The sequence below is a fragment of the Sporichthyaceae bacterium genome (assembly GCA_036493475.1).
Lineage (GTDB): Bacteria > Actinomycetota > Actinomycetes > Sporichthyales > Sporichthyaceae > DASQPJ01.
Map to the genome: position 1 here is coordinate 17,719 of DASXPS010000074.1, position 13,320 is coordinate 31,038.

General features: G+C 71.1%; 12 protein-coding genes. 2 read left to right on the plus strand and 10 right to left on the minus strand.

Annotated features, from left to right (window positions below; translation table 11 throughout):
- Positions 1 to 4 precede the first annotated feature (4 nt).
- From VGJ14_08125 to VGJ14_08150, 6 genes are all read right to left on the minus strand, one after another.
- Positions 5 to 1,396, minus strand: a complete 1,392-nt coding sequence (locus tag VGJ14_08125; GenBank protein HEY2832374.1) for a bifunctional 3,4-dihydroxy-2-butanone-4-phosphate synthase/GTP cyclohydrolase II — start codon at positions 1,394 to 1,396, stop codon at positions 5 to 7.
- A complete protein-coding gene (locus VGJ14_08130) occupies positions 1,393 to 1,989 on the minus strand; it encodes a riboflavin synthase (protein HEY2832375.1) in 597 nt (198 codons plus the stop codon). Before VGJ14_08130 ends, VGJ14_08125 begins: the two co-directional genes overlap by 4 nt.
- Entirely contained in the window at positions 1,989 to 3,101 is a 1,113-nt protein-coding gene (gene ribD, locus VGJ14_08135; protein HEY2832376.1) for a bifunctional diaminohydroxyphosphoribosylaminopyrimidine deaminase/5-amino-6-(5-phosphoribosylamino)uracil reductase RibD, read from the minus strand. The genes VGJ14_08130 and ribD overlap by 1 nt, the downstream gene beginning before the upstream one ends.
- 86 nt (positions 3,102 to 3,187) lie before the next feature.
- Entirely contained in the window at positions 3,188 to 3,877 is a 690-nt protein-coding gene (gene rpe, locus VGJ14_08140; protein HEY2832377.1) for a ribulose-phosphate 3-epimerase, read from the minus strand.
- Positions 3,877 to 5,859 (minus strand): APC family permease, encoded by a 1,983-nt coding sequence (locus VGJ14_08145; protein ID HEY2832378.1) that lies wholly within the window; start codon positions 5,857 to 5,859, stop codon positions 3,877 to 3,879. Before VGJ14_08145 ends, rpe begins: the two co-directional genes overlap by 1 nt.
- Positions 5,860 to 5,954: 95 nt before the next feature.
- Entirely contained in the window at positions 5,955 to 6,704 is a 750-nt protein-coding gene (locus tag VGJ14_08150; GenBank protein HEY2832379.1) for a hypothetical protein, read from the minus strand.
- 87 nt (positions 6,705 to 6,791) lie between these two features.
- Here VGJ14_08150 and VGJ14_08155 point away from each other — a divergent pair, with 87 nt between their 5' ends.
- Both VGJ14_08155 and VGJ14_08160 read left to right on the plus strand, forming a co-directional pair.
- Positions 6,792 to 7,766, plus strand: a complete 975-nt coding sequence (locus tag VGJ14_08155) for a spirocyclase AveC family protein (protein HEY2832380.1) — start codon at positions 6,792 to 6,794, stop codon at positions 7,764 to 7,766.
- Positions 7,763 to 8,602: a hypothetical protein gene (locus VGJ14_08160; GenBank protein HEY2832381.1), complete on the plus strand. Its 840-nt coding sequence runs from the start codon at positions 7,763 to 7,765 to the stop codon at positions 8,600 to 8,602. Before VGJ14_08155 ends, VGJ14_08160 begins: the two co-directional genes overlap by 4 nt.
- Position 8,603: 1 nt before the next feature.
- Here VGJ14_08160 and VGJ14_08165 read toward each other — a convergent pair whose 3' ends face one another.
- From VGJ14_08165 to VGJ14_08180, 4 genes are all read right to left on the minus strand, one after another.
- Positions 8,604 to 10,007: a transcription antitermination factor NusB gene (locus VGJ14_08165; protein HEY2832382.1), complete on the minus strand. Its 1,404-nt coding sequence runs from the start codon at positions 10,005 to 10,007 to the stop codon at positions 8,604 to 8,606.
- Positions 10,004 to 10,939 carry a methionyl-tRNA formyltransferase gene (gene fmt / locus VGJ14_08170; protein ID HEY2832383.1) on the minus strand — a complete coding sequence of 312 codons (936 nt, stop codon included), beginning with the start codon at positions 10,937 to 10,939 and terminating at the stop codon, positions 10,004 to 10,006. The genes VGJ14_08165 and fmt overlap by 4 nt, the downstream gene beginning before the upstream one ends.
- A 1-nt stretch (position 10,940) precedes the next feature.
- The gene (gene def / locus VGJ14_08175) at positions 10,941 to 11,486 is read right to left on the minus strand and encodes a peptide deformylase (GenBank protein HEY2832384.1); all 546 of its coding nucleotides are present in this window, start codon (positions 11,484 to 11,486) and stop codon (positions 10,941 to 10,943) included.
- Positions 11,487 to 11,565: 79 nt separating this feature from the next.
- The coding region (locus VGJ14_08180; GenBank protein HEY2832385.1) for a primosome assembly protein PriA at positions 11,566 to 13,320 on the minus strand (1,755 nt) is incomplete at its 5' end.

The window sequence follows — 13,320 nt, forward strand, 5'->3', positions numbered from 1 at the left end:
TCACTCATGTCCACTCCCCGCCGCCGTCGTAGGGATCGCGGGATTCTCCGCACTGATCCCAGCTGGGCAGTTCGTGGCCCATCCGCTCGCGCTTGGTGCGCAGGTAGTTCTCGTTCTCCGGGGTGGGCGTGATGTAGGACGGCACCCGGCTGGCCACCGTCACCCCGTAAGCGGCCAAACCGGCGGCCTTGCGCGGATTGTTGGTGATCAGCCGGATAGACCGCACGCCCAGGTCCTCCAGGATGCGCGCGCCCACGCCGTAATCGCGGGCGTCCACCGGCAGGCCCAGTTCCAGGTTGGCGTCCACGGTGTCGTGCCCGGCGTCCTGCAGTTCGTAGGCGCGCAGCTTGTGCGCCAGACCGATGCCGCGGCCCTCGTGGCCGCGAAGGTAGACCACCACGCCCCGGCCCTCGCCATCGATGCGCGTCAACGCGGAACGCAACTGTGGGCCGCAGTCGCAGCGCAGCGAGCCGAACGCGTCGCCGGTGAGGCACTCGGAGTGCAACCGCACCAATACGTCCTCGCCGTTGCGCACGTCTCCCTTGACCAGCGCGACGTGTTCCTCCTCACCCTCGGCGGGCAGCCCGTCCAGGGTGCGGTCGGCGTAGGCGAACGCCCGGAATTCCCCGCCCACGGTGGGCAATCGGGTCTCGGCCAGGCGCACCACGCGGGATTCCAAGCGGCGCCGGTAGACCACCAGGTCGGCGATCGAGATCAGCGCAAGGTCGTGCTCCCGGGCGAAGGTGATCAGCTCGGGCAGCCGGGACATGGTGCCGTCCTCGTTGACCACCTCGCAGATCACCCCGGCCGCGCGCAGCCCGGCCAGCCGAGCCAGATCCACCGCCGCCTCGGTGTGACCCGTCCGGCGCAGCACGCCACCCTCCACCGCACGCAACGGGAACACGTGCCCGGGGCGGGTCAGCTCCCACGGTTCGGTGGCCGAATCCACCAACACCTTGATGGTGTGTGCCCGGTCGGCCGCGGAGATGCCGGTGCTCACCCCGTCGCGCGCATCGACGGACACCGTGTACGCGGTCTTCTTGCGGTCCTGGTTGACCGTGGTCATCGGTGGCAGGTCGAGCCGGTCCAGGTCGGGGGCGGGCATCGGCACGCACACCACGCCGGAGGTGTGCCGGATCATGAACGCGAGCAGGTCCGAGGTGGCCTTGGCGGCGGCGAACACCAGGTCGCCCTCGTTCTCCCGATCCTCGTCATCGACCACCAGCACCGCCTTGCCGGCCCGGATGTCGGCGACGGCCCGTTCCACGGTGTCGAACTGGAACCCGGGGGTGATCAGTGACGGGACCGGGCTGGGCGGGCGACGCCGTGGTGGCGTGCTCGCGCCGGGCACGATGATGCCCGGGTAGCCGCTGCGCTCCTCGGGGTCCGCACTCATTGGGCACCGCCCGGCAACAGCCGCTCGACGTACTTGGCGAGCACGTCCACCTCCAGGTTCACCGCGTCACCCGGCCGGCGCCAGCCCAACGTGGTCAGTTCCAGGGTCGTCGGAATCAGCGACACCGTGAAGGAGCACGGTCCCACTCCGGCCACGGTAAGGCTCACTCCGTCGACGGTGATCGAGCCCTTCTCCACCACGTAGCGCAGCAGGTCGGCCGGGGCCTCGATCTGCACCACGTCCCAGTGTTCGGCCGGGTCGCGTCGTAGCACCGTACCGATCCCGTCCACATGTCCCTGCACGATGTGTCCGCCCAGCCGGGTGGCCATGGTCACCGCGCGCTCCAGGTTCACCGGTGCACCGGGCGCCAGGCCCCCCAACGCCGAGCGGAGCAGGGTCTCCTGCATCACGTCGACGGTGAACTCCCCGTCCCCGTGGGTGACCACGGTCAGGCACACGCCGTTTACCGCGATCGAGGCGCCGTGTTCGGCATCGGAGGTAACCAGCGGCCCGCGCAGCCGCAGCCGGGCGGCGCGGTCGAGCTGCTCGATGGCGAGCACCTCACCGAGTTCCTCCACGATGCCGGTGAACATCAGCCCTCCCATGCCGCCGGTCGGGCCACCAGACGAACGTCGGTGCCGATCGGGGTGATCTCGTCCAGTCGCAACCGCAGGGCGGCGTCCAGGGTGGGCGCGCCGGGGCCGGTCAGCGCGGCCAGCCCGCCGCCGCCGATGAGCAGCGGGGCGACGTAGCCGATCACGCGGTCCACCAGCCGCTCGGCGAGGAAACTGCCCGCCACCCGTGCACCGCCCTCCAGCAGTACCGAGACGATCTGCCGCTCATGCAGCACGCCCAGCGCCCGAGCCAGGTCCAGACCCTCACCACGCAACGCGCGGGGTACCGCGATAACTTCCGCACCGGCCTTGCGCAGCGCCGCTGCATTTTCCCCGGCGGCGGCGTCCTCGGCGACCAGCACCCAGGTCGGCGCCACGTCGTCCAGGATCCGCGCGCCGACCGGCGTGCGCGCGTTGCTGTCCAGCACCACCCGGATCGGCGGGCGGTCGGTGTCGTGCTTGCGCACGCCCAGGTGCGGGTCGTCGGCGAGTACGGTGCCCGAGCCCACCAGCACGGCGTCGGCTTCGGCGCGCAGCCGGTGCACGTCGGCGCGGGCCTGAGGGCCGGTGATCCACCGACTGCTGCCGTCCCCGGCGGCGGTGCGCCCGTCCAGGCTGGCCGCGTACTTCCAGGTGACGAACGGCCGACCGCGGCGCACGTAGGTCAGCCAGGCCTCGTTGACCCGCTCGGCAGCCTCGGCCAACAGCCCGGTCTCCACCTCGACGCCGGCCTCGGTGAGTGCGGCGACCCCGCCCGCCGCCGTGGGATTCGGATCCCGCACCGCGACCACCACCCGGGCCACCCCGGCGGCCAGCAGCGCCTGCACGCAGGGCCCGGTACGCCCGGTGTGGTTGCACGGTTCAAGGGTGACGACGCAGGTGCCGCCGCGCGCCCGATGAGCGGCCGCGGCCAATGCCTCGACCTCCGCGTGCGGGCCGCCCGGGTAGGCATGGAAGCCCTCGCCGACCACTGCACCCGCCGCGTCCAACATCACCGCGCCGACAACCGGATTGGGGCTGGTGGTGCCCAGCCCGCGGGCCGCGAGCGCGATCGCCCGGCGCATCGCGTCCAGCTCCGCTGCCGCATTCACACGTCGAGTGTGCACTCGAGCACCTTGTACCGGCCAGTAGGGTCCTTGTCAGGCGTCTGGACGCCTGACAAGAGCCCGTGCGCGTGTCATGCGCTGCGCGCGGCGGCCTCCGTGGCGGCGGCCCGCAGGGCGTCGATGGCGGCGGCGGGGTCGGTGGCGCCGTACACCGCGGAGCCGGCCACGAACACGTCCGCGCCGGCCTCCGCGCACTGCTCAATGGTGCGCGCGTCCACCCCGCCGTCCACCTGCAGCCACAGCTGCAGGTTCCGCGCCGAGATCAGCTCGCGGGCCCGGCGGATCTTCGGCAGCACGAATTCCAGGAACGACTGCCCGCCGAAGCCGGGTTCGACGGTCATCAGCAGCAGCATGTCCAGCTCGCCGAGCACGTCGGCAGCCGCCTCCAGCGGGGTGGCGGGTTTCAGCGCCATGCCGGCCCGCGCCCCGGCCTTGCGCAGCACCCGGGCCAACCGGGACGGGGCGTGCGCGGCCTCCAGGTGGAAGGTCACGCTGCCCGCACCGGCCTCGGCGTAGGCGGGCGCCCAGCGGTCCGGGTCGGCGATCATCAAGTGGCAGTCGACGGGGGTCGACACGCGCTTGAGCAGGGCCTCAACCACCGGTAGACCCAGGGTCAGGTTGGGCACGAAGTGGTTGTCCATCACATCGACGTGCAACCAGTCGGCGTGCCCGGCCACCCGCTCGCAGTCCTCGCCCAGCTTCGCGAAGTCCGCGGACAACAGGCTTGGCGATATCTGACAGTGCCTCGATTCGGCGGCCATCACTTGGTCCTCACCTCGGCGGCCTGCTCCGCTGCTTGATCCGCCCACGTCTGGCGGTACTCACTACGCCGCGCCTCGGCGCGACGGGCCGAGCCCAGCTGCCACGGCACGTTGGTCACCATCACGCCGGGCTCGTAGAGCAACCGCGCCTTCAATCGCAACGCACTCTGGTTGTGCAACAGCTGCTCCCACCAGTGCCCGACCACGTACTCCGGCAGGTAGACGCACACCACGTCGCGCGGGCTGTCCCGACGAAGGTCTCGGATGTAGTCCAGCACCGGCCCGGTGATGTCCCGGTACGGGGAGTCCAGCACCTTCAGCGGGACCGGGATTCCCCGCTCCCCCCACTCCTTCATCAGCGCCGCGGTGGCCTCCGGGCGCACCTGCACGGTGATCGCGGTTAGCGTGCTCGGCCGGGACGCCCGAGCGAAGGCCAACGCTTTCAAGGTGGGCGTGTGCAGCCGGGAGACCAGCACGACGCCGTGGATGTTGCTGGGCAACGTCGCGGCATCCGGCGGTGGCTGGAGCTCGCGCTTCACCCGCCGGTAATGCCGGCGGATGGCCTTCATCAGCGCGAACAGCACCCCCATCGCGATGCAGGCCAGGTAGGCCCCGTGGGTGAACTTGGTGACCAGCACCACCACCAGGACCAGTCCGGAGAAGCTCAACCCGGTGGCGTTGATGACCCGACTCGTGCGCATCTTGCGGCGCACCTTGGGGTCCTGCTCGGTGCGCAGCAGTCGCGTCCAGTGCCGCACCATGCCCGTCTGGGACAAGGTGAACGACACGAACACGCCGACGATGTACAGCTGGATCAGCCGGGTCACTTCCGCGTCGAACGCGTAGATCAAGAACCCGGCCATCAGCGCCAGGCCGATGATGCCGTTGCTGAACGTCAACCGGTCCCCGCGGCGGTGCAGCTGCTTGGGCGCCAGTTCGTCGCGGGACAGGATCGAGGCCAGCACCGGGAAGCCGTTGAACGCGGTGTTCGCGGCCAGTACCAGGATCAATGCGGTGACCGCGGCCAGGTAGATGAATGGCGCGGAGCCGTCGCCGAACACCGCGGCGGCAACCTGGGCGATGATCGTCTTCTGTTCGTAGCCGAAGCCCGCCGGTTGACCGTTGATGAGCACGTCGGTCTCGGGGTGTTCGGCCAGCCGGGCGTGTGTCATCAGCCCCAACGCGACCAGCCCGGAGAACATGGTCACCGCGATGGTGCCCATCATCAGCAGCGTGGTCGCGGCGTTGCGGGACTTGGGTTTGCGGAACGCGGGCACGCCGTTGCTGATCGCCTCCACGCCGGTGAGCGCGGCGCAGCCGGAGGAGAACGCGCGCAGCACCAGGAAGAACAGCGCGAAGCCGGCGATGTGCGTCTTCTCCGGGTGGATGGTGTAGCCCGCGGTCGGCGAGCGCAGATGGTCGTTCAGGATCAGCTGGCGGAACAGGCCGACGGCGACCAGCACGATGACGCCGAACATGAACGCGTAGGTGGGGACGGCGAACGCGATGCCGGATTCCCTGACTCCGCGCAGGTTCATCAGCGTGAGCAGCAGCACCATGCCCAGCGCGATCGTCAACCGGTGGTGCACCACGAACGGCACCGCGGAACCCAGGTTGTCCACGCCCGCGGACACCGACACGGCGACGGTGAGCACGTAGTCCACCATCAGGGCCGCGGCCACGGTGATGCCCGCGCCGACACCGAGGTTGGTGGTGGCCACCTCGTAGTCACCGCCGCCGCTGGGGTACGCGTGCACGTTCTGCCGGTAGGAGGCGACGACGGTGACCATCATCAGCACGACGGCCACCGCCACCCAGGCGCTGTAGTGGTAGAAGCTCACCCCGGCCAGGGACAGCACCAGGAAAATTTCCTGCGGTGCATAGGCCACCGAGGACAGGGCGTCGCTGGCGAACACCGGCAGCGCGATGCGCTTGGGCAGCAATGTGTCGCCCAGCCGTTCCGAGCGCATCGGGGCGCCCACGAAAAGCCGCTTCGGAAGCTGCCTCAGCTCGCCGCGCACGGGGGTCATCCTGCCGGAGGCCGGGGCATGCTTCGGTCACCGGGAGCCACGGCGCGTCAGACGGGGGCCGGTACCGCCGTCGGCCGCGGTGACGAGCCCGTCGGCGGGACGTAGCTGGGCAGCCCGCGGTAGACCCGGATCGACTCGATACACACCCCGAGGTTGCCGACCGCGATCAGCCAATAGACCGGCCGGCAGAAGGAGTTGTCGGAGAGCATCATCCAGGGCCAGAACCCCGCGGACAGGATCAGATAGCCCCAGAGGATGAACTCGGACATGCCGCGGCGGCTCCCCCGCGACTTCATCATCGGAATGTTGAACGCCGAGGCCATGATCACCGTGGTGAGCAGGCCGTAGTACTCCAGTGGGTCAGCGGTGATGTCCTGGAACCATCGGAAGATGCCGAACACCATCGCCTGCAGCACTGCATAGATCAGTACGGCGCGAATCAGGCTGTCGCTGCCGAACAGCTCACGGCGACCCCAGCGCAGGATCTGACAGATCACCACCACCTCGAAGATCGAGAACACGATCAGGCCGACCCAGAACAGCTTGAGCAACCAGAAATTGGCGGAGTCCGAGCCGAACCAGGAGTGGTAGGACGCGACGAAGGTGGTGTCGTGAGCGAAGTTCCACAGGTTGGTGGCCAACGGGATGCAGAAGGTCTTGTCCCGCGCGCCGCGGCGCATCGCGCCGAGGTACTGCATGTAGCCACCGGCGCCGGCCACGGCGGCCGCCACGACGATCAGGGCGAGTCGGTCGTGGGTGTGCGCGATGACCGTCTGGGCGTCGTAGCCGTGGCTCACCCGAACATTCTGACCCCGAGCAGATAGTCGCGTCCACGATTATTTATGCATTGACAAGTCCGGTGCGCGGGGAGAAGTCTCGGCGCTGTGGCCGTCGTGCTCGACACCGCGCGTCCCGGCGTCGCCCGACGACCGGCACCGACCCCTGTCCTGATCGGGCTGGGCGCGGCGAGCGCGCTGCTGGTGTTGGTGTTGGTGTTGGCCACCGCGCAACGCGGACCGGGCGGACGCATTCTGACCACCCGTCCGGTACCGGAGTCCCACCCGTCGTTGTGGGGGTTCGATCACTGGATCGCGCTGGTGCAGATCGCCACGGTGATCGCGACCAGCCTGTTCCTGGCCTGGTTCGGAGTCTGGTCACGTCGACACGGCCGGCTGCATCCGGCGCTGCCGGTACTCGCGGCCTTGTTCGTGATGGGTCTGCTCACCGATTCTTTCGCCAACTGGACATCGTCCGCGGCGATGAACCCCGAGCTGTTGCACTACCCCACGAATTGGTGGTTCTTCTCGGTCTCGCCCACCGTCGAACCGCTGATCAACACCGTCGCCTACCCGTACCTGTTCCTCGGACCGGCGTTGGCCGTGGTCCGCCTGCTCGGCCGTCATCTCCTGCGCCATCCCCGGTGGACGGCCTTCGTGGTCACCTACGTGGTGGCCCTGCCGATCAACCTGGTGCTGGTCAACCTGTTCATGGTGCGCATCGAGTACTGGACCTACACCCAGATCCCCGGCTGGGCGGCAGTGCGCGGCGGCACCGCCTGGCAGTACCCGTGGACGGACACGCTCACGCTGTCGGTGCTCACTGCGGTGACCGCGGTGCTGCTGTGCCGCGACGCCGACAGCCCTCGTCGATCCATGGCCAGGGAGGTGGTGGTGGGCATCGTGCTCTCCGCGTTGGCCTACCTGCCGTACAACGCGGTGTGGGCGTCGTTCCGACTCACCGACAGCGGCGACTCCCTGGCCAAGCCCTGGCCGTACGTGAACACCAAGGTGTATGACCCGAAGGGCGATTACGCCCGGGCCGGTGTGCCCGGTCCCTACTTCCGAGGAATGTGGCCATGATCGCCGTGCTGTTGCCGATGGACCGGGACATCACCCGGATACCGACGATCTCCGCCGACCGAGCCGACGCGTTCGTGCTCGTCTCCGCGGTCATGGCCGGGTTGTTCGCGCTGTGGGCGCTGTACCTATTGGGTGTCCGGCGCTCTCCGATCCTGGCGCTGTGCCTGGTCGGCAGCGTCGCGTGCAACCTCAACGAACCGATCTGGGACGCCCTGGGCAAGCTGCGCTTCCACCACGGCAACCACATCGCGTGGACCGAATTCGGGGATCTGGCCCAGCCCGTGCAGTACCCGTACTGGGCGATGTTCGTCTACACCGGCTTCGCCGGCGTCGCCTGCTACGTCTTCTATCTGGTGTTCCAGACCCGCAACTGGCGGATCTTCGGTTACTGCCTGCTCGGGCAGGCGGTGATGAACATCGTGCTCGAGGGCTTTGTGATCACCAGCGCCTACGACTACTACGGTCACCAGCCGTGGCGGGTCGGCACCGACTTCCCGTTGTGGTGGGTGCCGGTCAACTACGGCGAGATGCTCGGCGGGGCGCTGCTCGCGCTGGCCGTGCGCCGATGGGGTCTGCACGGCGCACTCTTGGCGGTACCGATCGTGCCGTGCGCATTCTCGGCCTGGCAGTTGTGGGCCGGTTGGCCGACCTACGCGACCATCAACCTTGACGTGGCCGAGGCCTGGCGCGACGTGGCGGCGCTGTCCGGGGTCGTGATCGCGACGGGGTCGGCGTGGCTGATGGGCCGCGCGCTGCTGGCACCGGCACCCAACCCGGCCGTTGCTGCGGCGCCCGCGGCGGTGAGTGAAGAACTGAGCGGCGCGCTCACCGGCTGATTCAGGATGTGCGGCGTAGCAACGCCAGAAACATCGCGTCGGTGCCGTGCCGGTGGGGCCAGAGTTGTACGAAGGGACCGTCCGCTGCATCGGGCACCCCCGGCAGGTGGGCGGCGGCATCCAGCAACTCGGTGGTCACCCCGTCCTGCTCGGACACGCGGCGGGCGGCCCGCACCACGCCGTGGGTTTCCCCGAGGTGTGGCGAGCAGGTCGCATAGCCGACGACACCGCCGGGACGGGCCGCGGCCAGCGCGCGAACCAACAAATCGCGTTGGGTGTTGAACAACCGACCGACGTCGCCGGGCTGGCGACGCCAACGGGCCTCGGGACGCCGGCGTAAGGCGCCCAGGCCGGTGCACGGCGCGTCCACCAGCACCCGGTCGAATGTGGCGTCCGCCCAGGCCGGGGCGGTGCCGTTGGCGATCACCGGGTACGCAGCGCCGCCGGCCAGCGCGGCGGCGACCAGGCGGGCGCGGTGCGGGGCGAGGTCAGCGGCCAGCAGCCGGGCGCCGCGTTGGCCGGCCAGCCCGGCCAGCAGTGCGGCCTTGCCGCCGGGCCCGGCGCAGGTGTCCAGCCAGCGGGCGTCCGGGCCGTCCACGTCGACGTTGGCCAACGCCAGGGTGACCAGTTGGCTGCCCTCGTCCTGTACGCCCACTGCGCCGGTGCGAACCCCGTCGAGCGCGGCGGGGTCCCCGCCCGGCAACACCGCGGCCAGCGGTGACCAGCGGCCGGGGGCGGCGCCGGCGGCGAGCAGGTCGTCCCGGTCGGCCCGGCCGGGACGGGCGACCAGGGTGACCCGGGCCGGCTCGTTGTCCGCCGCCAACGTCGCCTCGGTCTGTGCCCAGTCCCCGCCCAGCGCGTCGGCGAAGGCGGCGACCACCCAGCGCGGGTGGGCGTGACGGAACGCCAGATACTCCGCCGGGTCGACGTCGCGGGCGGGCGCCAGCCGGGCGGCCCAGCCGTCCAGGTCGTGCTCGCCGACCCGCCGGAGCACGGCGTTGACGAAGCCGGCCGGGCCCTCGCCGACCGCGGCCCGGCACAGCGCGACCGACGAGGACACCGCGGCGTGCGGCGGGGTGCGCAGGGCGAGCAGTTGATGGGCCCCCAGGCGCAGCACGTCACGCACCGCGGGCTCCGGCGCCCGTTGCACGCAGGCGTCGATAACGCGGTCATAGCTGCCCTGCCCGCGCAACGTGCCGTAGCCCAGTTCGGTGGCGAACGCGGCATCCCGGCCGGTCAGCCCGCGCTCGCGGAGCAGTTGCGGCAGCACCAGGTTGGCGTAGGCGTCGCGTTCCCGGACCGCGACCAGCAGATCGAACGCGGCGCGCCGTGCGGGGTCGGCCGGGGTGCCGGGTCGCCGCGGCGCGGTCGCGGCCGCCGCGCGCCCGCGTCGGGGCGGGGTCACGAGTCGGTGCCGAGCAGGTCGCCGGATTCGATGCGGGCACCGCGGGCCCAGTCCGCGGCGGGCATCGGACGCTTGCCGGGCGCGGTGATCTCGCCGAGCAGCACGGCATGGGTGGCGGTGCCGACGAGCACCTCCTTACGACCGACCAGCAACTCGCCGGGCTTCAGGTCGCGTTGATCCGGTCGCGGTGTCACCGGACCGATGCGCAGCCGGTCGTCCCCGCGCACGGTCCACGCCGCCGGGTTCGGCGTGCAGCCGCGGATCAGGCGGTCCACCCGCATGGCGGGCGCGGTCCAGTCGATACGGGCGTTGTCCACGGTGATCTTCGGCGCGAATGACACTCCGTCAGATGATTGGGGCAGCGGCTCCAACCGGCCCTGTTCGACGCCGTCCAGGGTGGCCAGCAGCAGCCCGGCGCCGGCCACGGCGAGCCGGTCCAGCAGGTCACCGGAGGTGTCGTCGGGACCGATGGTCTCGGTGAGCACGCCGAACACCGGGCCCGCGTCGAGTTCCTTGACGATCCGGAACGTGCTGGCCCCGGTGACCTCGTCCCCGGCGATCACCGCGTGCTGCACCGGGGCGGCGCCGCGCCAGGCGGGCAGCAAGGAGAAGTGCAGGTTGATCCAGCCGTGCTCGGGGATGGCCAGGATCGATTCCGGCAGCAGTCCGCCGTAGGCGACGACCGGGCAACAGTCCGGCGCGAGCTTCCTCAGCCGCGCGTGGAACTCCGGGTCGCGTGGTCCCGGCGGGCGCAACACCTCCAGGCCGGTGTCCAGTGCGACCCGGGCGACCGGACTGGGCGTCAGGGCGCGGCCGCGACCGGCCGGTGCGTCGGGACGGGTGAGCACGCCGAGCACCTCGTGCGGGGAGTCCAGCAGTGCGTGCAGCGACGGCACCGCCACCTCGGGCGTGCCCGCGAACAGCACTCTCATCTCAGGTGGCGCGTCCGGCGGTGGCATGCGGCGAGATCCGCACCCGGGGCGCGTCCTCGCCGTTCCACTGCGCCTCGCGGATCGCCCGCAAGGCCTGCTTGCGGGTCTCGTCGTCGAGCCGGTCGATGAACAGGATGCCGTCCAGGTGGTCGGTCTCGTGTTGCACGCAGCGGGCCAGCAGGTGCGAGCCGACCAGGGTGATCGGTTCGCCGTACATGTTCTGGCCGGTGGCCACCACGCTCAGCGCCCTGGTGGTCGGGAAGCTGAGACCGGGCAGCGACAGGCAGCCCTCGCCGCCATCCTGCTGCTCCTCGGAGAGCTCCAATGCCGGGTTGACCACGTGCCCGAGTTCGCCGTCCACCCAATAGGTGAACACCCGCAGGCTCACCCCGAGCTGCGGCGCGGCCAGCCCGGCGCCCGGGGCCTCCTGCATGGTGTCGGTGAGGTCTGCGACGAGCTGACGAAGTTCGGTGTCGAACTCGGTCACCGCTGCCGCCGGGCTGCGCAGCACCGGGTCGCCGAACAAGCGGATGGGTTGGATCGCCACGCGCGACATCGCTCCTGATCGAGAGGTATTTGGCGGGCAGTCTAGGCGGGTGGGCGTGCGTGCGGCAGGTGACGAGGCGTCAGCCGATCTCGACCGGGTCGATCTGGATGCGTACCGCGGCGCCGGACTTGCGGGCGCTGCGCACCCCGGCGGCGCCGTGCAGGGCGGCGGACAGCGCCATGCCCTGACTACGGGGCACCCGCAGTACCGCACGGAAGGTCGGGGACGCCGTACCGGGCACCGCCACCGGGCCGAGGATCTCGGTATTCGTGGGCAGTGCGGCCAGCGTGAGCATCTCCTGGACCGTGTCGGACGATCCGGTGAGCGTGGCCAGCCGGACGGCGGGCGGAAAACCGGCCGCAGTGCGGTCGTCGATCTCCCGGGTGGCGAAGCCGAACGGATCCCAGCGCACCAGGGCCTGCGCGGCCCGGGTGTTGCCCTCGGCCATCAGCACCACCGTGCCGCCCGGACGCACCAGCGCGGCGGCGTTCAGCCAGCGCCGCAGCGTTTCCTCGGCCGCGCGTAGGTCGGCACGGCCGAGCATCAGGTTGCCGTCCAGCAACAGCGCTGCCGCGTAGCCGCCGGCCACCGTGGGCTCCGCGCCCGGGGTGGCCACGACCAGTGCGCTCCCGGCCGGGATCTCGTCCGGACCGTTGCCCGTGAAGAGGGCTCCCTCGCTGACGCTTGGGGGGCCGACCATGCGCACCGGGGTACCAAGAAAGGCACGGCCCAATTCCTCCGCGGTGCGCGCGGCGCCGATGACCAGGGCGCGAAATGCGGTGCCGGTGCACTCCGGGCAGGTCCAGCCCTCCGCGCCCCGTCCGCACCACCCGCAGCGGGCCCCGGATTCCGACGAGCCCAGTCCCAGTGGGCCCTGACAGGTGGTGCACCGGGCCGGGGTCCGGCAGCGGACGCAGGCGACCACCGGCAGGTAGCCGCGGCGGGGCACCTGAATCAGCACCGGACCCTCGGCCAGCCCCGCCCGTGCCGCCTGCCAGGCCTCGCTGGGCAGCCGGGCCGCGCGGGCCGCGGGGTCCCGGGCCAATTCGGTGTCGCTGCCCGCGACGCGCACCCTTGGGGTGCGGGCGCGTAGCGCGTCGCGATGGGGGGTGAGCATGCGGGCCCAGCCGCTCTGCACCAGCCCGACGGCCTCGGCGGTGACCGCGTGCCCGCCGAACAGGGCGGCCGCGTCGCCGTGGTGGGCCCGCATGCACAGCACCTCACGCACGTGCGGGTAGGGCGCGCGGGGCTCGGCGTGCAAGTCGTCGCCGTCGTCCCAACATGCCACCAACCCGAGGTCGGCGACGGGGGCGAACATGGCTGCCCGGGTACCGATGACCACGCGGATTTGGCCGCGGCGCACCGCCAACCAGCGTTTGTACCGCTCGGCCGGGCCGAGATCCGCGGTCAGCGCGACGTGCCGGCCGGGTCCGAGCACTGCGTCCAGGGCCGCGCCCAGCGGGCGCAATTCGCGAGCGTCCGGGACGACGACCAGCGCGCCGCGGCCGGCCGCCGCGGTGGTGGCCACGGCAGCGGCGATCGGCGGGTACCAGTCGGTGCCCGGCATCGCCGCCCACACCGCGCGCGGGGAACGCCGCTCGGCCAGGGCCGAGATGAAGGTCGCACCAGGTTCGTAGTCGGCCCAGCGCTGCGCCCACGCCTCGTCCATGGCCGGGAGCGCCGGGGCGGGTGGCACCTCGGCCTGTTCGGTGCGGGCATGCCGCGGTGGGATGGCCAGCCGCAGCACATCGGCCGGCGTGCCCGCCCAGCGCGCGGCGACCTCGCGAGCCAGCGCCAGCACCTCGGGGGTCAACACCGGCTCGGGTGAGATGAC

Bases quoted from the DNA above. Each gene is read 5' to 3' on its own strand.
- VGJ14_08125 (HEY2832374.1), bottom strand. From the start codon at position 1,396: ATGAGTGCGGACCCCGAGGAGCGCAGCGGCTACCCGGGCATCATCGTG.
- VGJ14_08130 (HEY2832375.1), bottom strand. From the start codon at position 1,989: ATGTTCACCGGCATCGTGGAGGAACTCGGTGAGGTGCTCGCCATCGAG.
- rpe (HEY2832377.1), bottom strand. From the start codon at position 3,877: ATGGCCGCCGAATCGAGGCACTGTCAGATATCGCCAAGCCTGTTGTCC.
- VGJ14_08160 (HEY2832381.1), top strand. From the start codon at position 7,763: ATGATCGCCGTGCTGTTGCCGATGGACCGGGACATCACCCGGATACCG.
- fmt (HEY2832383.1), bottom strand. From the start codon at position 10,939: ATGAGAGTGCTGTTCGCGGGCACGCCCGAGGTGGCGGTGCCGTCGCTG.